Below are 20,197 nucleotides of genomic sequence, written 5' to 3'. Positions count from 1 at the left end.
GCATGGGATCCGCCGACCGCGAATGGATGGAGCGCGATCTCGCGGTGCTTTGGCATCCGTGCAGCCAGATGAAGGACCACGAGTCGCTGCCGCTGATCCCGATCCGCCGCGGCGAGGGTGTCTGGCTGGAGGATTTCGACGGCAGGCGCTACCTGGACGCGATCAGCTCCTGGTGGGTCAACCTGTTCGGCCACTGCCATCCCGCGATCAACGCCGCGCTGGCCGACCAGCTCGGAAGGCTGGAGCACGTGATCTTCGCCGGTTTCAGCCACGAGCCGGGCATCCGGCTGGCGGAGCGGCTGGTAGACATCACCCCGCCGGGGCTGGAGCGCTGCTTCTACGCCGACAACGGCTCGGCGGCGGTCGAGGTGGCGCTGAAGATGAGCTTCCACTATTGGCGCAACCGGGGCCGCCCCGGCAAGACCCGCTTCGTCACCCTGGAGAACAGCTATCACGGGGAGACCCTGGGCGCACTGGCGGTGGGCGACGTGCCGCTGTACAAGGAGACCTACCGGCCCCTGCTGATGGAGGCCGTGGCCGCGCCCAGTCCGGACGCCTATGGACGCGAGCCGGGCGAAACCGAAGCCGGCTATGCCGAGCGGCGCTTCCGCGACATGCTGGCGATCCTGGAGCGGGGCGCCGATGAAATCTGCGCCGTGATCGTCGAACCGCTGGTGCAATGCGCCGGCGGCATGCGCATGTACGATCCGCTGTACCTCCGTTTGCTGCGCGCTGCCTGCGACCGGCTGGGTATACACCTGATCGCGGACGAGATCGCGGTCGGCTTCGGCCGCACCGGCACCTTGTTCGCCTGCGAACAGGCCGGCATCAGCCCGGACTTCCTGTGCCTTTCCAAGGGCCTCACCGGCGGTTATCTGCCGCTGGCGGCGGTGCTGACCCGCCCGGAAATCTACGCGGCCTTCTACGACGACTACGGCACGCTGAAGGCTTTCCTGCATTCCCACAGCTACACGGGCAACCCCCTGGCCTGCCGGGCGGGCCTGGCGACGCTGGAGCTGTTCGACGCGGCCGACGTGCTGGAGCGAAACCGCGAACTGGCGCGCTGCATGGCGGATGCCACCGAGCGTTTCCAGGAACATCCCCATGTCGCCGAAGTCCGCCAGCGCGGCATGATCCTGGCGATCGAGATGGTGAAGGACAAGACGACCCGCGAGCCCTATCCCTGGCAGGAGCGGCGGGGCCTGCGGGTCTACCGCCGCGCGCTGGAGCGGGGCGTGCTGCTGCGCCCTCTGGGCAATGTGATCTATTTCATGCCGCCTTACCTCATCACCCCCGAGCAGATTCGCCTCATGGCGGAGGTGGCCTGGGAAGGCCTGCTGGTGGCGGCGGAGGACTGAAAGGCCATGCGCATTTCCAGACTCTATCTCCCGGTGCCGCTGGCATCGGGCGCCGATGTCGTGCTGGACGGGGAGCGCGCCCATTATCTGCGCACGGTCCTGCGGCTCAAGCGCGGCTTCGATCTCACGGTGTTCAATGGCGAAGGCGGCGAGTTCGCTGCGCGGATCGGGGTCTGTCACCGGGAGGCCGTGAGTCTGACGGTGGGGGAGCATCGGCCGGACGACCGCGAATCCCGGCTCGACGTGAGGCTGGGGCTGGGCATCTCGCGCGGCGAGCGTATGGACCTGGCCATCCAGAAGGCGGTGGAACTGGGTGTTGGCGCCATCACCCCGCTGTTCACCGAACGCTGCATGGTGCAGCTCGATGGGGAACGCAAGGCGCAGCGGCTGGAGCACTGGCGCCGGGTGGTTTGGGCCGCCTGTGAGCAGAGCGGGCGCAACCGGGTGCCGGAAGTGCTGGAGCCGCGCTCCCTGGAAGCTTGGCTCCCGGAGGCCGCGGGCCTTCGGATCTGTCTCGATCCCCATGCCGTTCACAGCCTGCGGGAGCTGGCACCGCCCGTCGGTTCGGTGACCCTGCTGTCGGGACCGGAGGGCGGCTTCAGCGACGCCGAGCGTGCTATGGCGGTGGCGGCTGCGTTCGTTCCCATCCGCCTCGGCCCGCGCGTGCTGCGCACCGAAACCGCCGCCCTGGCGGCCTTGGCGGCGATCCAGACCCTGTGGGGCGATCTGGCCGCTTGACCCTTTCACCCTTCGATACCGAGCAGGAAATCCCATGATGTTACTGGCACTCGTACTGCATGTTCTTTCCGCCGTCCTCTGGGTCGGCGGTATGTTCTTCGCCCATCAGGTTTTGCGTCCCGTCGCCGCCGGCTTGCTGCAGGCGCCGGAACGGCTGCGGCTGTGGAACGCGGTGTTTGCGCGCTTCTTTCCCTGGGTCAAGGGCGCCATCGTGCTGCTGTTCCTCACCGGCTTCGGGTTGATCCATGCCTATGGCGGCTTCGGGCAGGTGGGGTGGCCGGTGCATCTGATGCTGCTCATCGCCCTCACCATGACCGTGATTTTCGGGGTGATCTACGCCCGGCCGTACAAGGCGCTGAAAGCCGCGGTTGCCGCGGAGGACTGGGCGATGGGGGCGGAAGCCCTGGGCGTGATCCGCCGTCTGGTCGGCATCAATCTGGTGCTCGGACTGATCACCGCGGCGGTGGCAAGCGGCGGAAGTTTCCTGCCGATTTGAGGCTCAGAGGTTTCTCGCCGCCGCGATGACCTCGTAAGCCTTGCGGATCTGCTGGGTCTTCTCGTTGGCGATGCGCACCATCTCCTCGGGCATCCCCCGGGCGACCAGCTTGTCCGGGTGATGCCGGCTGATGAGCTTGCGGTAGGCGCGCTTGACCTCGTCAGCCCCGGCCGATGCCTCGATGCCGAGCATGGCGTAGGCGTCTTCCAGCGTGTCCTCGCGGCGGCGCGCGGGTGTGTTCCGGTGGCCGCCGTAAGAGGAATTCTGATAGGCCCGGGCGAAACGTAACGCCGCATCCAGGCGTCCCTTCATGGCGTGATACTCGAAGCGCGAGATGCGGAGCCGGTCGCAAATGTCGAGCAGGACGCGTTCCTCGGCCTGGTTGACGGGGCCGTCGGCGAAGGCGGCTTCGAGCTGGATTTCCAGGAAAATGCGGAGCAGTGCGTAGCGGCGGTGACATTCTTTCCGGAATTGTTCGACCGCTTCCCGCAGTGGGAAATCAGGCTGCTTGCCGCGGCTGAAGAGTTCGATGGCGGTGCGGCGCATGCCCTCGGACAGGCTCATGCGGTTCATCACCGTCCGCGCCACGGTGATTTCGGCCTCGGACACCCGGCCGTCGGCCCTGGCGACGTGGCCCATCACCGAGAACGTGGCGGTGAAGAAAGCCATCTGTATCCGGTGCTGGGCGTCGGGTGACGGGTCCGATTCGATCTGGGCGTACTTGTCCTTGCCGCCGTCCAGCTTGTGGACGATGGCGGCGCCCAGCAAGGCGCCGAGCGGACCTCCGACAAGGAAACCGAAGGTACCCCCCAAGAGTTTGCCGAGCCAGCTCACCTGAGAAACCGTTCCTCGAGACTTGCCATAAACCTTCGCACCTTACATGATTGATGTTTATCCTTAAAGTCTGGAAGAGTCAGCCCGATGACCGTCCCTGAGACATTGTTCGAATCCAGCCTGTCTTCACTGCGGCTGAAAGCGCGGGGAAAAGTTCGCGACATCTACGAAGCCGGCGACGATCTGATGCTGATCGTCACGACGGACCGGCTGTCGGCCTTCGACGTCATTTTACCCGACCCCGTTCCCGGCAAGGGCCGGGTACTGACCCGCGTCTCGCGATTCTGGTTCGAACGCTTGAAGGACCGGGTGCCCAACCACCTTTCCGGCACGCCGTTGGAGGCGGTGCTGCCCGATCCGGCCGAGCGCGAGCAGGTCGAGGGCCGGGCCATGGTGGTCAAGCGCCTCAGGCCGTTGCCGGTGGAGGCCGTGGTGCGGGGTTATCTCATCGGCTCGGGCTGGAAGGACTACCAGCGCAGCGGCGCCGTCTGCGGCATCGGGCTGCCGTCCGGCCTTCGACTGGCCGAGCGGCTGCCGGACGCGCTGTTCACGCCGTCCACCAAGGCCGAGATGGGTTCGCACGATGAAAACATCGGGTTCGACCAGGTGGTCGGCCTCATCGGGCGGGAGCTGGCCGAGCGGATGCGCGAGGTGGCGTTGGGGTTGTACCGGGAAGCCGCGGCCTATGCGCTGGAACGCGGCATCATCATCGCCGACACCAAATTCGAATTCGGGGTGGACGAGGCGGGTGTGCTGCACTGGATCGACGAGGCGCTGACCCCGGATTCCTCACGGTTCTGGCCGGCTGACGGTTACCGCCCCGGCATCAGCCCGCCGAGCTTCGACAAGCAGTTCGTGCGCGATTACCTGGAGACGCTGGACTGGGACAAGAAGCCGCCGGCGCCCCATCTGCCCCCGGACATCCTGGCGCGCACCGCGGAGAAATACCGGGAGGCGGAGCGGCGGCTGACCGGCGAATGATACGAAGTCGCGTAGCGAGCTCATTCCCCCTCTCCCTGTGGGTGAGGGAGGCGGCCGGCGGGCGTCGCGGGGGACCGGGCGGCTCGGAGCCGCCGTACCGCGGCGATGCGTAGTTGTCGCAGAGCCCGTCCGAACGCCGGACCCTGCAGCCGCTGTTCGATCAACGGACGGCTATCCACCGAAACGGCCGCGCGTTGCGCCTCCCGCAGCCAATCGGCCTGGGGATAGGGCCGCTCCTCGAAGCCGGCCCGGCCCCTGGCGTCCGCCTCGCAGGCGAGCAGGAAGGGTTCCAGGGTGTCGTCGTGACGCTTGAGCGCGCCCAGCCGGTCCAACAGGTCCACCAGGGTCGACGTGCGCAGTTCCGCCGCGCGGTGGCAGAGGCCGTGGTAGCGCATCACCTTCTCCGCCAGGCGGCGGTAGGCGTTGGGCGCACGGAAGCGGTCGCAGAGTGTGTTCAGGGCGTCGAGGCCGAGGCGCTCGTGGCCGCGATGGCTGGGCCAGAGTTCGGGCGGCGTGAGCGCCTTGCCGAGGTCGTGGGTCAGGGCGGCGAAGCGTGCGGAAGGGTCGGCAGTGAGGCGCGCGGCCTGGTCCAGCACCATCAGCGTGTGTACGCCGGTGTCGATCTCCGGATGATGCCGCGGCGGCTGGGGTACCCCGAACAGCCGCTCGATTTCCGGGAACAGCCGTTTGAGCGCCCCGCAGTCGCGCAGCGTCCGGAAGAAGGCCGAGGGCGCCGGTTCGGCCAGTGCCTTGGCGAACTCGGCCCAGACCCGTTCCGGAACCAGGGCGTCGACCTCGCCGGCCTCGACCATGCGCCGCATTTCCACCAGGGTTTCCGGCGCCACGCGGAAACCGAGCGGCGTCAGCCGGGCCGTGAAGCGGGCGACGCGCAGGATGCGCACCGGATCTTCGGCGAAGGCGGAGGAGACGTGGCGCAGCAGCCGGGCTTCCAGGTCGCGCCGGCCGCCGAAGGGATCGACGAGCCGGCCATCCGGCGTTTCCGCCATGGCGTTGATGGTGAGGTCGCGCCGTTCCAGGTCCTGCTCCAGCGTGACGTCGGGCGCGGCGTGCACCACGAAACCGCGGTAGCCGGGCGCAGTCTTCCGCTCGGTGCGGGCGAGGGCATACTCCTCGTGGGTTTCCGGGTGCAGGAACACCGGGAAGTCGCGGCCTACGGGGCGGAAGCCGCGCGCGATCATGGTTTCCGGCGATTCGCCCACTACCACCCAGTCGCGCTCGCGGACCGGCAGGCCGAGCAGGCGGTCGCGGACGGCGCCGCCAACCAGAAAGGCTTTCATGTGGACTCGACTCTTCGAGGACTCAAGGTTCGTTCCGTCGCCTGCGGGGACGGCTGCATGACCGTATGTATACCACGCTCGCGTTCTATCTCGCCTTCGGCGCCCTTGCAGGCGTCGCTTCCGGCCTGTTCGGCATCGGCGGCGGCGCCATCATCGTGCCGTTCCTGGTCTGGCTGTTCCCCGGCCAGGGCGTGCCGGAAAGCATCCTCATGATCATGGCGGTCGCCACTTCGCTGGCCACCATCATGGTGACGTCGGTCGCTTCGGTCCGTGCCCACCACCGCCGCGGCGCGGTGGTCTGGCCGCTGGTGTGGCGGCTGGTGCCGGGGATCGCCCTGGGGACGGTCGCCGGCTCGATCGTCGCCGACCATCTGCCCACCCGGCAGTTCGAGCGGTTGTTCGCAGTGTTCCTGATGCTGGTCGCGGTGCAGGTGTACCGGGGAAGGCGGGAAGAAACGGCGGGCGGAAAGCCCGTCCCGCCCGGCGTGATGACCGGCGGGGGGATCATGATCGGCCTTCTGTCGGCGCTGTTCGGCATCGGCGGCGGCAGCATCACCGTGCCCTTCCTGCTCCGCTGCCGGCAGAACATCCGCCATGCCGTCGCCGTCTCCTCGGCCTGCGGTTTCCCCATCGCCGTCGTCGGGACCCTGAGCTACGTCGTCCTGGGCTGGGGCCATCCGTCGCTGCCCGCCCACAGCCTGGGCTACATCTACTGGCCCGCCTTCCTCGGCATCGGCGCCGCCAGCGTGCTGACCGCCCCATACGGGGCGGCGCTGGCCCACCGTCTGCCGATGCGGGGACTCAAGCGGCTGTTCGCCGCCGTGCTGTTCCTCCTCGGCGCCCGCATGTTGGCGAGATCCGCCGATCCTTCCTGGCTCGCTGTGCTGAACGAGGGTCTCGGAACCGCTGCCGCATCGGCGCAGCGCCTGAAGTCTTTTCTCGGCCCCTGAACCGTTTCAACTCCGCGCCGCGAACACGGTGACCGGGGTCCGCGTCTGGGCCAGCACGAAACTCACGGGATATTGCCGGTTGGGGCCGGCCAGGGCGGCGTTGAACACCTCCACCTTGCCCGCTCCGCCGAACTGCAGGTAGATATGCCGGGCGTCGAGGATCCAGGGCAGGGTGAGGCTGACGCGTTCGGTCGGCGCGATCGCGCCCACCTGAGCCAGACAGGGCGGGGTATTCTCGACCGTGCCGCCCAGCGCCAGACCGGCCTCCAGGTTGGGGCTGGCCGGGAACAGCGAGGCGGTATGGCCATCGTCGCCCATGCCCAGGATCAGCGCCGCGAATGGCCGTGGCAGCTCGGCGAAGGACCGGGCCAGGCGGGTTTCGGCTGCGGCGGCGGAAGCGTCCCCGGTGTACAGCGGCAGGAAGCGGGCCGCCGCCGCCTTGCCCTGCAGCAAATGGGTCTTCACCAGGGCGGCGTTGCTGGCGGGATCGGTTTCCGGCACCCAGCGTTCGTCGACCAGGGTGACGATGACCCGTGCCCAGTCCAAATCGGCTTCGCGCAAGGCCTCGAACACCGGTACCGGCGAGCGGCCGCCCGAAACGGCCAAAATAGCCGCGGGATCGGTCGCCAACGCGGCGCGCACATCCTCCGCCACCGCCGCGGCCAGCGCCGGCGCCAAGCTCGTGTTGTCGTCGAACCATCGGATCTCGGTCATGTCATTTCCCCTCGTGCCAGCAGATGCCGTCGCGTCTCAACAGATCCAGGGATGCGGCCGGCCCCCAGGTACCCGCGGCATAGGGTTCCGGGCCCTTCGGATCGTTGGCCCAGGTGTTGAGTATGGGCTCGACCCAGCGCCAGGCCTGCTCCTGTTCGTCATGCCTGACGAACAGTGCCTGGTTGCCGCGGATGGCATCGAGCAACAGGCGCTCATAGCCGCCTTCGGCGCGGCGTACCTTGAATTGCTCGGCAAAATTCAGGTCCAGCGACACTGGCTGCAGTTCCATCGAATCGCCCGGCTGCTTGGCATACAGGTAGAGGCGGATGAACTCGTCTGGTTGCAGGCGGATCACCAGCTTGGCCGGCGCGCAGGCGCCGCTCTTGGGCAGCGGGAAGATCGGGTGGGGGACGTCGTGGAAGTGGATGACGATTTCCGCCAGGCGTTCCGGCAGCCGCTTGCCGGTGAAGAGGTAGAACGGTACCCCCGCCCAGCGCCAGTTGGCGATCTCCGCCTTGATGGCGACGAAGGTCTCGGTGTGGCTGCCCGGCGGAATGCCCTCCTCTTCCAGATACCCCGGCACCGCTTTGCCGCCGCAGATGCCGGCGCGGTACTGGCCGCGCACGGTTTTTTGATGCACGTCTTCTTCGGTGAACGGCACCAGCGACTCCAGCACCTTGAGTTTCTCGTTGCGGATGGCGTTGGAATCCAGGCTGGCCGGCGGTTCCATCGCCACGAAGCACAGCAGCTGCAGCAGATGGTTCTGCACCATGTCGCGCAAGGCGCCGGCCTTGTCATAGAAGCCAGCGCGGCTGCCGATGCCGACGTCCTCGGCGATGGTGATCTGGACGTCGCGGATCCACATCCGCCGCCACAACGGCTCGAACAGCGCGTTGCCGAAACGCAAGGCCATCAGGTTCTGCACCGATTCCTTGCCCAGGTAATGGTCGATCCGGTACACCTGGTTCTCGTGGAAATAGCGGTCCACGTCGGCGGTGATCGCATTGGCGGAGGCCAGGTCGTGCCCCAGGGGCTTTTCCAGCACCACCCGGCTGTGGGGGCCGTTGAGGCCTTGGCGGGTCAGATGGGCGCAGATCGTCGCGAACAGGGACGGTGCCGTGGACAGGTAGAATACGGTGACGGCCGCCGGCGCTTTTTTCAGCCGCTCCTTCAGCGGCGCGTACTGTTCGGGCTGGGTGGCGTCGATGCGCAGATAGGCCAGGCGTTGGCGGAATCCGGCCCACACCGCGGCATCCCAGTCGGCGGTGGGGATGAACTGGCACGCCTTTTCATCCGCCAGTTCGAGGAAAGCCTCCTCGCTCAGATCCTGCCGGTCGACGCAGAGAATATGGCCGGCTTCGACCAGCAGGCCGTTCTTGTGGCACTGATACATTGCCGGCAACAGCTTGCGCGTGACCAGGTCGCCGGCGCCGCCGAAGAACACCATGTTGAAAGATTCGGGAAATGGGAGCTGACTCACCGCTGACATCCTCTTGTTATGGCCCCGCCGTCGAACGGCCGGCAGGGGGACTGATGACGCGCCGGGTTCACAACGAAAAAGCCCGGCCAAAAATCGATCAATGTTAGTCGCCGCAACGCGGACTGTCGAGCGATGGATTCGTTCGATGCGCCAAGGGGGCGGGGCATCCGCAACGGCCCCCTACGTGGAAGCGGCGAGGAGTGGATGGCGACGGCCGATCAGGCCGTGATTCGGAACCGGAGAAAATCGGTGAGCCGCCGCGACTCATCGACCTCGTCGTGGGGTAGCAGCAGATACTTCCAGGGCTTGCCCTGGACGCTCGCCGTGTACTCCGAGGCATGCCCGCACCACTGCACGGCGGCAGCGGCCTTGGCCTGAACCTCCTGGGTGTCGAGGTCGGCGCGCGCCTTGGTCTCCACCATGAAGATCGTGGTATCGGTTTCGGCCACGAAGTCGGGGATGTATTCCGGCTGCTCAGTGCCGAGCTTGTAGTAGATCTGGAACTGCCCCTTCGCGGGTTTGAACCACTTGCTGGCGTCGCGCTCGAGGATGACGGCGAAGCGGCGCTCGGTGTCCGAGTCGAACTTCTGCAGCGGGTACAGACACTTCGTGAACCCGCCGAACAGCATTTGCTTGATGCGGCCCACGTCCTCCACCGTTTCGCGGAAATGGCGCGGGGCTTGTCCCGCCGTGGCGGTGTAGTTGCAGGGCTTGAGCTCCGTGAAGCCGCGACTGACCTGCACCTCGAACTCGGTCGCCTCCTCGAAGAAGTGCGCCATCATCTGGGCGTGGATTTCCCGCGCGATCAGGCGGCGATCACGATCCAGCACACTGACCGCCTCGGACTCCGACAGGTAACTCTGCAGATGCCTCACCATCTGGCCCGCGAGGTCATAGAGCAGGTCGGCATGGGTGAAGTAGTCGATGTCGTCGAAGTCCACCAGCGCGTGGACGATGTAGTCCTCCGGGCGCTGCTCCTTCAGGCCGATTTCCGCCGCCAGCGTGAACTGCTCGTTGGTGCGCAGCATCTGGCCGACGATCTCGCGTTCACCCGGTTGCAGGCGCAGCTGACTCACGTCCAGCGTGAACGGGCGAAAGCCGGTGGTGACCTCACCCTTGGGCACCACGGCAATGCGTGGGATGTCGATGGTCTGCTGCACCACGATCTCAGTGGTCTTGGCCACCACGGATGACAGATCGAGTGCTGGCGTCGCATCGTCTATGCCCGCCAGCAGGTTGCCCTGCATCGGGCGCAAACGCTCCGCCACTTCGGCAAGGATTTCCTGCTGTACTTCTGGCTTCAGCAGCGCGCAGCTGGTCGGCACGAGATCGCGCTTGACCTCATATTTGCCGATCACCTCCATGACCACGCGCGCCGCCTGCTTTTCGGCTTCGGTGGTGAAAACCGGGCCCTCACCCCCGGCCCCTCTCCCGCTCGCGGGCGAGGGGAGTGCAAGCCCCTCGCCCTCCGGGAGAGGGGTTGGGGTGAGGGCAGACAAGCCAAGCCGCACCGCCGCACCGGAGCCGACCTGCACGCTGACCTTCTTGTCGTCGGCACTGGGCGCGTCGAGGATGACCTGCTTCAGGCGGATCGGCGAATCGCCACGGTTGGCCTCGTCGATGATCTCCTGGAACTTGTCGTGCGCGACGATGTTGAGGCGATCCACCGCCGGAACAAAGGTGCGCTTGCCATAGGGCAGGCGCAGGCCGCGGCCGATGCTCTGCTCGATCAGCGTGCGCGCGTTGGCGGCGCGCAGCGGCACGATGGTGTAAAGGTTGGTCACGTCCCAGCCCTCCTTGAGCATGTTGACGTGAATCACGATCTCGGTCGGCTCGTCCACACTCTCCACGGCCAGCAGGCGCGTGATCATCTCCTCCTCTTCCGCACCCGTGCGGCTGGAATCCACCTGGATCACCTTGCCCGCGTAGCGGCCCTCGTAGAACTGCGCCGACTCGATCAGCGACTTGAGTTGCGCCGCGTGCGTGGTATCGCGGGCGATCACCAGCATGAAGGGCTTGACCAGCGGCACGCCGTTTTCGCGGGCATAGGTCAAAAGCTCCACTTTCGTGGTTTCGTGCAGGCGCACGCCGTCTTCCAGCTTGATCTTCTCCACTTCCTCGGGCGTGTGCGCCGAGGCCGAGAAGTTGCGCTGGGTGACCACGGCAGGCTCCTTGACGAAGCCGTCTTCCATCGCCCGCGCCAGCGGGTAATCCATCACCACGTTCTTGAACGGCACCGGCCCTCGGCTCGACTCTACGAAGGGTGTGGCCGTCACCTCCAGGCCGAACAAGGGCTTCAGCTCGTTGATGGCCCGCACGCCTGCGCTGGCGCGGTAGCGGTGCGATTCGTCCATCAGCAGCACCAGGTCGGGCAGGTTGGCCAGATGGTTGAAGTAGCTGTCGCCCAGCACCTCGCGCATCCGCTTGATACGGGGCTCCTTGCCGCCACGCACTTCGGAGTTGATCTTGGAGATATTGAAGATGTTGATGCGCACGTCATGGGCAAAGCCCATCGACTGATCGTCCACCGCCGCGCCGGTCTGGTCGTAGTTGTCGCCGGTGATGATCAGCGGCGGTTGCTGCGCGAACTCGGCGATGCCCTTGAACACGTACTTGGGCGTGTTGCGCGTGAAGTCCGTGATCAGCTTGTTGTAGATGGTCAGGTTGGGCGCGAGCACGAAGAAGTTGTTGATGCCGTGCGCCAGATGCAAATAAGCGATGAACGCACCCATGAGCCGCGTTTTGCCCACGCCCGTGGCCAGCGCAAAGCACAGCGAGGGGAACTCGCGCTCAAAGTCTTCCAGCGTGGGAAATTCCGCCTTCAGCGTGGAAAGAATCGCCGTGACATCGCGCTCCTTGCGCAACAAATCGGGGGCGGCTTCGAGCGCGCGCGCCAGCCGCTTGAGCGATTCCTCCTGCGGCGGCCGCAGCGACAAGCGGCCGGCGATGTGATGCAGGGCGCGGGCGCTCATGTCTTACTCCCCTCGGATGGTTCTTGTTCGATGGCCGCAAGCTCGCCTTCCAGTTCTTCCACCGTCGGCAGGCTAGCCACGAGCGGCTCGGGCAGGGCGCGCACCAGCTGGTATTCCGCCACGCCCATGGGCTTGTCGATGCCGGAGAGTGCATATTCCGCCACCAGCCGGTCTTTGGTTTTGCACAGCAACAGGCCGATGGTCGGGTGATCGTCGGCTGCCTTGATCTGCCGGTCAACGGCAGTGAGATAAAAATTCAGTTGCCCGGCGTGCTCGGGTTTGAACTCGGTGGCCTTGAGTTCTACCACCACATAGCACTTGAGCCGCGTGTGATAGAACAGCAGGTCGATGAAGAACTCCTGCTCGCCGACCTCGAGCCGGAATTGCCGCCCCACGAAAGCAAAGCCGCTGCCCAACTCCAGCAGAAAGCGGGTAATGTGCCGCACCAGCGCGTTTTCGATCTCGCGCTCGTGCGCGGCATCGCCCAGGCCAAGAAAGTCGAACAGATACGGGTCTTTCAGCGTTTCATGCGCCAAGGCCGAATGCAGCGCGGGCAGGCGGGCGGCGAAGTTGGTCACGGCCTGCCCCTGCCGCTCCAGCCACTGGTTGCGCAGCTTCGCTTCCAGCGTGGCGCGCGACCAGCCTTCGCTCACGGCCTGTTCGGCGTAGCGCAGGCGCAGCGCTGGGTCTTTCAGCTTGGTCAACAACAGCACGTTGTGGAACCAGGGCAATTGTGCAGCAAGCTGCTGCACCATTTCAGCGTCTGGCCAGGCTTCGGCAAAGTCCCGCATGTACATCAGGTTTCGCCTGGAAAACCCCTTCATCTCCGGAAACTCGGCGCGCAAGTCCCGCGCCAGCCGTTCGATGACCTTGCTGCCCCAGCCCTGCGCCGCCTGCCGGGTCAGAATCTCGCGGCCAATCTGCCAGTAGAGCCGGATCAGCTCCGCATTGGCCGCCAGCACCGCCCGCGCCCGGGCCGCGGCCACCCGCGTCTTGATCTCGGCCAGCCAGTCGGCGTAGTCCGGCGGCAGGGGGGAGGGTGTGCCGCTCATGGCGTGTCCTCCTCGCCAAATAGGTCGGGTATCGGGCTGGCGGGCCTGCGGCCATTTGAGCGGCCAGCCGGTTCAGAAGACGGCGGAGTAGGCTCTGTTTGCGCCATCGGCAGGTTGGCCACGTTCAAGCTGTAGTCGTCACGCCCCCACTCGCAGCGCGCCAGCACCATCTTGGGAATCTTCTTCAGCGTCAGGTTCGGCCAGCGTTCCGCCGCCTGCGCCGCCGTCACCCCCCGGAAGGCCGAGCAGCACACGAGCAGGCTTCGGTCGGCACCGACTTCCTCGGACAGCGCTTGCAACTGCTCGGCGGACAGGTTCTGCGTGGTGACGTAGATGAAGTCGCGCTCGCTGGAGTGGCCGTGCTGCCACCACAGCACCTCGGAGGGCGCGTAGGTGAAGCCTTCCAGCTTGGCCAAGGCTTCCGCCAGCATCGCCGCGTTGTACTCGGGATTGATGACGGGGTTGCCCCAGCGGTCGTTGACGATGAGTGTGGGCGCGAGGCGGTAGTAGCGGAAACCGCCGCCGCCTTTCCATCCCACGGCCTGGGTGATGCCGCCGGGGTCTTCGCCGTCGATCACCTTTTTCAGGCGCGGGATGATGTGCGTGTGGCAGTGCTCGCCCAGCTCCACCATGATCCAGCGGCGGCCCATTTTGTGGGCGACAGCGCCGGTCGTACCGGAACCGGCGAAGGAATCGAGGACGAGGTCGCCGGGACGAGTAGCAAGAGTTAGAACACGCTGCAGGAGACGTTCTGGTTTTGGGGTATCAAAGAGATCCTCGCCAAACAATGCCCGCATTTCTTTCTTCGCTTCGTCGTTATGGCCAACCTCTTCGTAGAGCCAGATGGTGGTGCTTGGAATCGTGTCGGCAACTTCCGACAGGAATCGCTTGTACGCCGGACGCGCATCACCATCCACGCCGAACCAGATCCGGTTATCAGCAATCAGCTCAGCAAACTTCTCTCTCGTGTAGCGCCAACTCGTTCCCGGCGGCGGATAAACCTCCCGACCGGAGGGCAACTTAACAGGAAAGATCGCATAATCCCGCGCTTCGTTGCGCAGTACGTCACTTGCCTTCCAAGGCCCACGAGGATCGTTGTCCCGATTTGTGTATCGTCCTGTTTGCTTCTCTGTTTTTGGCAATCGCTCGAGATTGAATCTGGTTAAGTCTTTTGCGACAACAAGCACAAAGTCGTGAGAGTTAGAAAAATACTTAGAGTCCGACTTAGGGGCGTACTTCTTCTGCCAAATGACAGTAGAAACAAAATTCCCCCGCCCAAACACCTCATCACACAACACCTTCAGATAATGACATTCGTTGTCATCGATGGTGATCCACAGCGAGCCATCGTCCGACAACAGCCGCCGGATGATCTCCAGCCGGTCGCGCATCAGCCCGAGCCAGATGGAATGCTCCAGCCCGTCGTCGTAATGGGTGAAGGCGCTGCCGGTGTTGTAGGGCGGGTCGATGAACACGCATTTGACCTTACCCGTGAATTCCGCCTCCAGCGCCTTCAAGGCCAAGAGGTTGTCGCCAAAGATCAGCCGGTTGTCGAAGAGGTCCTCCCTCACCCCCTGCCCCTCTCCCAGCGGGCGAGGGGGAGTCCTGAATTTGGCGTGGTAGGACTTTTCCGGGTCTTCGAGCAGGATGCGCGGTTCCAGCTTGGGGCGTTTTTCTTTACCTATCCAGGTCAATTCCAGCTTTTGCTTGGTCATGTTCAATCCTTCCCTGGAGCGCCGTCCGGCCGCGCCATCCACGGCGCGGCGTTCGCGCCCGAAAAAGCCACGTCAAGTGGCTTTTTCTCGCCTCGCGGCGACCGGCGCTCACCCTTGCCGATCCAGGTGAGTTCGAGTTTTTGCTTGCTCATGGGCGTCAGCTCAGTTGCGCAATGCGCCAGACGGCGGTAGCGAGTCTGGCCAATTTGTTCTGGCGGGCGTCGATACGCTCGGGCGTCCAGTCTTCATTTTCCTCGGCGAGTTCGCGGGTGAGCTTGAGGCTGCTTTGCTCCAGCACCAGACGCTTGTCAGCGTAGGGCTGGTTGGCTATCGCCTTGTTCTTGCCCGCTTCGAGCATAACCATGTTGCCGAGCCGATAGACGAAGTTGTCCAGATCGCGGTCGGAAAAGGCCTCCCAGCCCACCTGGGGGGATTGGGGTAGCACGTGCTCGATGGTGTAGGTGGCGGATTCGGGATCGAAATCGATGCCGCCCGCCTGCCGCTCGAGTTTGCACAGGATGTAACGCACGACCTTGGCGTTGCGGCTTTGCGTGGTCTTGATGCTCTTGTCGGCGAAGTCGGCGCGGAAGGCGTCGTCGCCGAGGTAGACCGGGCGCAGGGTTTCGAGCGCGTCGAGCAGGGTTTTCGCCTCGCCTTTGTGCAGCTTGAGCGCGGCGGTGTGATAGATGCGTTCTTGCTCGCCGGTATGCTGGGCGCCGATGACGTTGTAGCGAAAGGCGATGACCACGGTGGCACGCAGCAGGGCTTCGAAGTCGGCATCCCCGAGCTTGCGCCGTGCGGCCATCAACATGGGATAGGGCTGGCGCACGGAGAACATGCGCAGTTCCTGCGCGCTCTGCTTGCAGGCGGGCGGCCATTGCGAGCCTTCGGGCTGGGTCAGCGCGAGGTAGGCGTCAATGTCCTCGTCCATGTCCCGCAACAGGGTGAACACCGCTTCGCGGCTCTGGATGCGGTTGCGGATGGTCTTGAACAGCTCGGACTGGCGGGCGAAGCCCTGCCGGCTGTTCCAGTGCATGCGCAGAAAGTCGGGAAAGCTCTCTTGCCCGAGGCGACCGACCATTTTTTCCCACTGCCGTTCGAGCTCGTCCAATTCGTGCGCGGATTCATTGCCGCGCGCAAGCACGGAGAACAGGTAATTCTTCAGCAGATCGGTGGCAGACAGACGCACGCCGCGGGCGTTGAGCGTCTCGAATACCTTGTAGGCGTTGAGCTCGTCGGCCACGGTGATGACCGTGAAGAAGAGCTTGTCGCTCATGGTGTCGATGAACTGCGCCAGCGCCTTGCCTTGATCCGGCTCGTTCTTGACGTGCTCGCGCAAACGGCGCTCGAACCATTCAAACCCCTTGCGCATGGCGTGGGTGGAAGCGGGAAAGCCGCGCTGCGGCAAGTGGTCGGCGAGCGTGACCAGATAGTCGCGGTAGTAGGCGTCGTTGTTGCGGTTGAGCGAGAGTTTGTTGCGGGTGACTAGGGTGACGGGGTCGAGATAGCCGATGTAGGTGGCTCGGAGCTGGTCGAGCCGCTTCTGGTTGGCTTCGGCGTTCTTGCCTTCGCTGACGAGCTTGCGAAGCAGCCGCATGGCGGCCAGCACGATCAGGCTGGAGGTGGTCAGGCGCTGCTGGCCATCGATGACTTCGAATTCCCTATTGTTGGCCGTCTGCAAGACCAGATAGCCCATGTAGTGCGCCGGCTCGCCATCGGGCAGCAGGGTACCGAGCAGGTCTGCCCAGAGGTCTTCCCAGTGTTCCTCATCCCACGAGTAATCGCGCTGGAAGCGGGGGATGCGGTAGGTCTGACCATTACCGAGAAGTTCGCGATAGGTGCGGTTGGCGGTGCTGAAGTTGGTTGCGGCCATGTGTGTTTTTCCTATTGCAATTCCCATTCGATGGTGAACAGCGTGCGCTCGTCCGCCTGCTGTTCGAGCTGCTTTTCCAGTTGTTCGATGAGATCGCTGCGTTGTGCTTCGATGTCATCTTGCCGGCTGAACAGTTCGCGCCGCAATTTTGACCGACGGCTCTCCAGTTCACGCTGACGCTTCTGGTGCGCCAGTTTTTCTTGCAGCGTGGGCGACGTCGCTGCCGTGCAGCGCACCTCCTTCGATTTCCGCGTCGATGGACTTGATCTCCCGCAGCAACTGGGTTCGCCGGCTTTCCACATCGGCTGCCAACGAGGCGTTGCCCTCGTCAGAGAAAAGGCCCGCCGCCTGTGCAGTGGCAGGCAGGCGCAGCAGCTTCTCCGGGTCGTCCTCGGCCAATACCTCACCGTCGGTGGTGGTGGCTGCGACCAGCAGATGCTGCTCCTGATTGCCCAGGGCCTCAACGATGAGCAGTTTGCATGTGAGCCACCCAGCTTTTCCGCGATAAGGCTCCAGGGTACTGACCCTGGTGCCATAAGCGTCGTAGTCGAACACCAGTTTGGCTCTGTCGAGCTTTCGGGACTTGGCCTGCTGCGTGACCCATTGCGCCAGCGGATGGTGGATGCGGTACAGGTGAGCCTCGCCGGAACGGCGCGGCAGTTCGTAGTGGCCCAAGGGGATATCGGCATCCGGTTCGCCCTCTCCCCCACCCCCTCTCCCGCCTGCGGGCGAGGGGAGCCGGTGCAGGTTGAAACCATCGTTATCGAAGTCGGCGCAGCCGTCCAGCTCCGCACGGCTCAGATCCATCAGCATGCGCTCGAAGCGGTTACGCGCACTTCGGCTGTCCTCGGCGCGGACGCGGAGCTTGTCCTGCACTTCCTCGTCGAAGTTTTCCAGCAGGATCTGGCGCGTCTTGACCATCGCCTCGTTGATTTCGCTGGAGAGGTCGAGCTGGAGCTGTTCGAAGCTGGCCTTGATTTCGCTCGGATTCCGGCAGTTCTGGTAGATGTCGGCGATGCGGCGCTCGAAGTCCACGCCGGAGCCAGCAGAACTGCAGGTTGATGCCTTCCGCGCCCGCTTCGGTGGCGATCATCACCGTGTCGCGTTCCTTTGCATACGGTGGAGAGTCGTTCGCGTAAAGCACCGAAGGCTTGATCGCGGCCACTGGCAGTGAACTGTGCGCGGAAGCAGTCAAGGTCGCCAAAGACACGGTCGTCGATGAGGCTGACGAGGCCCACTTCGTCAGCGAAGATGACGCCGCGCGAAAGCGGGTTGCGGCAGGCGAACAGGGCGGCATCGACCTGATGCGGATTGAGATCCACCTGGGAATCGACCAGCGTCGAGGCCAGCGACTCCACGGTGTCGCCTGCCGCGCGGCGGGTGAGCAGCCAGGCGATGTATTGGCTTTGGTGTGGCGTCAGGGGCTGCGGGGTCATCAATGGTGGCCTTCCCTCGATACGTTCCCGGGCGGGCTTGGTTCGCCGGTTCCGCTCCAGGCATCCTTTCTGCCGATGCCCTCGGTCGGCCGGTGACCCGAGCCCGGAGTGGCGAAACCGTGAGGACTTCCGGTTGGGACCTTTTTTCTCCCGGCTTGGGGGCACCGCAGGAACGGTCATCGTCACGTTTTTGACCGGTGTGGGACGCCGTCTGCAAAATCCGGGCGATTTTCCCATGCCGCCGCTTGATCGACCAGTGACCGGACGCGGTCCCATCCGGCACCGCCCGGATCGTCTCGAAGGGCTCCGGGAGGCGGGGAATTCACGGCAGGAGACAGTGTGTTGCCATTTCTTGACACCCGTTGCGACCTTGGATTAAATGCGGAGGTTTTATCTCCGGCTATGGGTGTTTTCCCTGCGCCCAAAAGAAGACGAGCATCGACGAACCCATGTTCCTGCACCAGACACTGGTCGACGTGACCGACCGCATCCGCGCCCGCAGCCACGACCGCCGCGCCGCTTACCTCGATCTCATGCACCGCGCACGCCAGAAGGGTGTAGAGCGCTCTCACATCGCCTGCACCAACGTGGCCCATGCCTATGCGGCGACCCCCGCCAACGACAAGCTGGTGCTGAAGGCCGCGACCGTGCCGAATCTCGGCATCGTGACCGCCTACAACGACATGCTCTCGGCCCATCAGCCCTACGAGCACTATCCGGAGATCATCAAGGACGAGGCGCGTCGGGCCGGCGTCACCGCCCAGGTCGCGGGCGGCGTGCCGGCGATGTGCGACGGCGTGACCCAGGGTCAGACCGGCATGGAGCTGTCGCTGTTCTCGCGCGACGTGATCGCGCTGTCCACGGCGGTGGCGCTGTCGCATCGTGTGTTCGATGCCAATCTCTATCTCGGCGTCTGCGACAAAATCGTGCCGGGCCTGCTTATCGCCGCGCTGCGCTTCGGCCATCTGCCCGGCGTGTTCGTGCCGGCCGGCCCCATGGTGTCCGGCATCTCGAATTCCGAAAAAGCCAAGGTGCGGCAGCAGTTCGCCGAAGGCAAGGTCGGCCGCGATGCGCTGCTGGAGTCGGAAATGGCTTCCTACCACAGCGCCGGCACCTGCACTTTCTACGGCACCGCCAACAGCAACCAGATGCTGCTGGAGATCATGGGGCTGCAACTGCCGGGCTCGTCCTTCGTCAATCCCGGCACGCCGCTGCGCGAAGCGCTGACCCGTGCGGCGACCCGTGTGGCGGTGGATCTGGCCCGGGATGCCACGGCGCCCGCCCTCTGCCATATCGTGGACGAACGGGTGATCGTCAATGCCATCGTCGGCCTGTTGGCGACCGGCGGCTCGACCAACCACACCATCCACCTGGTGGCCATCGCCCGCGCCGCGGGGATCGAGGTCAACTGGGACGATTTCAACGATCTCTCGGCCGTGGTGCCGCTCCTGGCCCGCGTCTATCCCAATGGCAAGGCCGACGTGAACCATTTCCACGCCGCCGGCGGCATGGGTTTCCTGGTGCGGGAGCTGCTCGATGCCGGCCTGCTGCACGAGGACGTGCAGACCATCCTCGGCCCGGGGCTGCGCCGCTGGGCGGAAGAGCCCTGGCTGGACAACGGTACGCTGGCCTGGCGCGATGCGCCTGAGAAGAGCCACGATCCGGAGGTGCTCGCCCCGGCGGGCGAGCCGTTCAGTCCGGACGGCGGCTTGCGTCTGGTCACCGGCAATATCGGCCGCGGTGTCATCAAGGTCTCGGCGGTGGCGCCGGAGAACCGGGTGGTGCGGGCGCCCGCCATCGTGTTCGAAAGCCAGGACGAACTGATCGCCGCCTTCAAACGCGGCGAGCTGGAGCGCGATTTCGTCGCCGTGCTGCGCTTCCAGGGGCCCCGCGCCAACGGCATGCCCGAGCTGCATCAGCTCACGCCGGCCCTGGCCTCGCTGCAGGACCGTGGCTTCAAGGTCGCCCTGATCACCGATGGCCGTATGTCCGGGGCCTCCGGCAAGGTACCGGCGGCGATCCACATCTCCCCGGAGGCCGCCATGGGCGGCCCGCTGACCCTGCTGCGCACCGGCGACACCATCCTGCTCGACGCCGTGCGGGGCAAGCTGGAAGCCGAGGTGCCGGCCGATCGCTGGGCGCTGCGTGAACCGGTGACCGACGATCTGTCCGGCAACCGGTTCGGCTGCGGAAGGGAGCTGTTCAGCGGCTTCCGCCATCTGGCCGATACGCCGGAGCGCGGAGCTTTCACTTTCAATTTCGACGACGGTGTCCGCTAAGGCCCGTTCCTGCAACTGCAA

Annotated in this window: 18 protein-coding genes; 7 read left to right on the top strand and 11 right to left on the bottom strand. The window is 65.1% G+C overall.

Going from position 1 to position 20,197, the window contains the following annotated elements; genetic code table 11:
• Window positions 1-2 precede the first annotated feature (2 nt).
• From ACSHWJ_RS07715 to ACSHWJ_RS07705, 3 genes are read left to right on the top strand one after another with little or no spacing between them, the layout of a single operon-like run.
• Window positions 3-1,358: an adenosylmethionine--8-amino-7-oxononanoate transaminase gene (locus ACSHWJ_RS07715; protein ID WP_432539591.1), complete on the top strand. Its 1,356-nt coding sequence runs from the start codon at window positions 3-5 to the stop codon at window positions 1,356-1,358.
• A gap of 6 nt (window positions 1,359-1,364) precedes the next feature.
• On the top strand, window positions 1,365-2,096 hold the full coding sequence (locus ACSHWJ_RS07710) for a 16S rRNA (uracil(1498)-N(3))-methyltransferase (RefSeq protein WP_432539590.1): 732 nt from the start codon (window positions 1,365-1,367) through the stop codon (window positions 2,094-2,096).
• Between the two features lie 34 nt (window positions 2,097-2,130).
• The gene (locus ACSHWJ_RS07705) at window positions 2,131-2,592 is read left to right on the top strand and encodes a CopD family protein (protein WP_432539589.1); all 462 of its coding nucleotides are present in this window, start codon (window positions 2,131-2,133) and stop codon (window positions 2,590-2,592) included.
• Between the two features lie 3 nt (window positions 2,593-2,595).
• Here ACSHWJ_RS07705 and djlA read toward each other — a convergent pair whose 3' ends face one another.
• Complete coding sequence (gene djlA / locus ACSHWJ_RS07700) at window positions 2,596-3,426, bottom strand: co-chaperone DjlA (RefSeq protein ID WP_218796743.1); 831 nt, start codon at window positions 3,424-3,426, stop codon at window positions 2,596-2,598.
• A gap of 87 nt (window positions 3,427-3,513) precedes the next feature.
• Between djlA and ACSHWJ_RS07695 the strand changes: the two genes are divergently transcribed.
• Window positions 3,514-4,407 carry a phosphoribosylaminoimidazolesuccinocarboxamide synthase gene (locus ACSHWJ_RS07695; protein WP_432539588.1) on the top strand — a complete coding sequence of 298 codons (894 nt, stop codon included), beginning with the start codon at window positions 3,514-3,516 and terminating at the stop codon, window positions 4,405-4,407.
• 20 nt (window positions 4,408-4,427) lie between these two features.
• Here ACSHWJ_RS07695 and ACSHWJ_RS07690 read toward each other — a convergent pair whose 3' ends face one another.
• On the bottom strand, window positions 4,428-5,705 hold the full coding sequence (locus ACSHWJ_RS07690) for a multifunctional CCA addition/repair protein (RefSeq protein ID WP_282213644.1): 1,278 nt from the start codon (window positions 5,703-5,705) through the stop codon (window positions 4,428-4,430).
• 65 nt (window positions 5,706-5,770) lie between these two features.
• Here ACSHWJ_RS07690 and ACSHWJ_RS07685 point away from each other — a divergent pair, with 65 nt between their 5' ends.
• Window positions 5,771-6,655, top strand: coding sequence for a sulfite exporter TauE/SafE family protein (locus ACSHWJ_RS07685; protein ID WP_432539587.1), 885 nt, complete (start codon window positions 5,771-5,773; stop codon window positions 6,653-6,655).
• A 6-nt stretch (window positions 6,656-6,661) separates the two neighbouring features.
• On the opposite strand, the gene pgl is transcribed toward ACSHWJ_RS07685, so the two are convergent.
• From pgl to ACSHWJ_RS07640, 9 genes are all read right to left on the bottom strand, one after another.
• Window positions 6,662-7,369 carry a 6-phosphogluconolactonase gene (pgl, locus tag ACSHWJ_RS07680; RefSeq protein ID WP_010959397.1) on the bottom strand — a complete coding sequence of 236 codons (708 nt, stop codon included), beginning with the start codon at window positions 7,367-7,369 and terminating at the stop codon, window positions 6,662-6,664.
• 1 nt (window position 7,370) lies between these two features.
• The gene (gene zwf, locus ACSHWJ_RS07675) at window positions 7,371-8,858 is read right to left on the bottom strand and encodes a glucose-6-phosphate dehydrogenase (protein WP_010959398.1); all 1,488 of its coding nucleotides are present in this window, start codon (window positions 8,856-8,858) and stop codon (window positions 7,371-7,373) included.
• 209 nt (window positions 8,859-9,067) lie between these two features.
• Complete coding sequence (locus ACSHWJ_RS07670; protein WP_432539586.1) at window positions 9,068-11,821, bottom strand: DEAD/DEAH box helicase family protein; 2,754 nt, start codon at window positions 11,819-11,821, stop codon at window positions 9,068-9,070.
• On the bottom strand, window positions 11,818-12,873 hold the full coding sequence (locus tag ACSHWJ_RS07665; protein WP_432539585.1) for a PDDEXK nuclease domain-containing protein: 1,056 nt from the start codon (window positions 12,871-12,873) through the stop codon (window positions 11,818-11,820). The genes ACSHWJ_RS07670 and ACSHWJ_RS07665 overlap by 4 nt, the downstream gene beginning before the upstream one ends.
• Entirely contained in the window at window positions 12,870-14,588 is a 1,719-nt protein-coding gene (locus ACSHWJ_RS07660; RefSeq protein ID WP_432539584.1) for a site-specific DNA-methyltransferase, read from the bottom strand. Before ACSHWJ_RS07660 ends, ACSHWJ_RS07665 begins: the two co-directional genes overlap by 4 nt.
• A 2-nt stretch (window positions 14,589-14,590) precedes the next feature.
• The gene (locus ACSHWJ_RS07655) at window positions 14,591-14,740 is read right to left on the bottom strand and encodes a hypothetical protein (RefSeq protein ID WP_218796751.1); all 150 of its coding nucleotides are present in this window, start codon (window positions 14,738-14,740) and stop codon (window positions 14,591-14,593) included.
• A gap of 5 nt (window positions 14,741-14,745) precedes the next feature.
• Entirely contained in the window at window positions 14,746-16,461 is a 1,716-nt protein-coding gene (locus tag ACSHWJ_RS07650; RefSeq protein WP_432539583.1) for a DUF262 domain-containing protein, read from the bottom strand.
• 11 nt (window positions 16,462-16,472) lie between these two features.
• Window positions 16,473-16,607 carry a hypothetical protein gene (locus ACSHWJ_RS07645; RefSeq protein ID WP_432539582.1) on the bottom strand — a complete coding sequence of 45 codons (135 nt, stop codon included), beginning with the start codon at window positions 16,605-16,607 and terminating at the stop codon, window positions 16,473-16,475.
• Between the two features lie 22 nt (window positions 16,608-16,629).
• Complete coding sequence (locus tag ACSHWJ_RS07640; protein WP_432539581.1) at window positions 16,630-17,496, bottom strand: hypothetical protein; 867 nt, start codon at window positions 17,494-17,496, stop codon at window positions 16,630-16,632.
• A 116-nt stretch (window positions 17,497-17,612) separates the two neighbouring features.
• On the opposite strand from ACSHWJ_RS07640, the gene ACSHWJ_RS07635 reads away from it, so the two are divergent.
• Window positions 17,613-17,993, top strand: a complete 381-nt coding sequence (locus ACSHWJ_RS07635; protein ID WP_432539580.1) for a hypothetical protein — start codon at window positions 17,613-17,615, stop codon at window positions 17,991-17,993.
• Between the two features lie 353 nt (window positions 17,994-18,346).
• Complete coding sequence (gene edd / locus ACSHWJ_RS07630) at window positions 18,347-20,176, top strand: phosphogluconate dehydratase (RefSeq protein WP_218796753.1); 1,830 nt, start codon at window positions 18,347-18,349, stop codon at window positions 20,174-20,176.
• The last annotated feature ends 21 nt before the right edge of the window (window positions 20,177-20,197 follow it).

It is taken from the genome of Methylococcus sp. S1M (assembly GCF_051295855.1).
GTDB lineage: Bacteria > Pseudomonadota > Gammaproteobacteria > Methylococcales > Methylococcaceae > Methylococcus > Methylococcus capsulatus.
The sequence above is the reverse complement of the archived record's forward strand: the minus strand, read 5'-3'. Positions and strand labels throughout refer to the sequence as shown.

Bases quoted from the DNA above. Each gene is read 5' to 3' on its own strand.
- ACSHWJ_RS07685 (WP_432539587.1), top strand. From the start codon at position 5,771: ATGTATACCACGCTCGCGTTCTATCTCGCCTTCGGCGCCCTTGCAGGC.
- ACSHWJ_RS07660 (WP_432539584.1), bottom strand. From the start codon at position 14,588: ATGACCAAGCAAAAGCTGGAATTGACCTGGATAGGTAAAGAAAAACGC.
- ACSHWJ_RS07705 (WP_432539589.1), top strand. From the start codon at position 2,131: ATGATGTTACTGGCACTCGTACTGCATGTTCTTTCCGCCGTCCTCTGG.
- ACSHWJ_RS07650 (WP_432539583.1), bottom strand. From the start codon at position 16,461: ATGGCCGCAACCAACTTCAGCACCGCCAACCGCACCTATCGCGAACTT.
- pgl (WP_010959397.1), bottom strand. From the start codon at position 7,369: ATGACCGAGATCCGATGGTTCGACGACAACACGAGCTTGGCGCCGGCG.
- ACSHWJ_RS07670 (WP_432539586.1), bottom strand. From the start codon at position 11,821: ATGAGCGCCCGCGCCCTGCATCACATCGCCGGCCGCTTGTCGCTGCGG.
- ACSHWJ_RS07695 (WP_432539588.1), top strand. From the start codon at position 3,514: ATGACCGTCCCTGAGACATTGTTCGAATCCAGCCTGTCTTCACTGCGG.
- ACSHWJ_RS07655 (WP_218796751.1), bottom strand. From the start codon at position 14,740: ATGAGCAAGCAAAAACTCGAACTCACCTGGATCGGCAAGGGTGAGCGC.
- ACSHWJ_RS07665 (WP_432539585.1), bottom strand. From the start codon at position 12,873: ATGAGCGGCACACCCTCCCCCCTGCCGCCGGACTACGCCGACTGGCTG.
- ACSHWJ_RS07715 (WP_432539591.1), top strand. From the start codon at position 3: ATGGGATCCGCCGACCGCGAATGGATGGAGCGCGATCTCGCGGTGCTT.
- zwf (WP_010959398.1), bottom strand. From the start codon at position 8,858: ATGTCAGCGGTGAGTCAGCTCCCATTTCCCGAATCTTTCAACATGGTG.
- ACSHWJ_RS07710 (WP_432539590.1), top strand. From the start codon at position 1,365: ATGCGCATTTCCAGACTCTATCTCCCGGTGCCGCTGGCATCGGGCGCC.
- ACSHWJ_RS07690 (WP_282213644.1), bottom strand. From the start codon at position 5,705: ATGAAAGCCTTTCTGGTTGGCGGCGCCGTCCGCGACCGCCTGCTCGGC.
- edd (WP_218796753.1), top strand. From the start codon at position 18,347: ATGTTCCTGCACCAGACACTGGTCGACGTGACCGACCGCATCCGCGCC.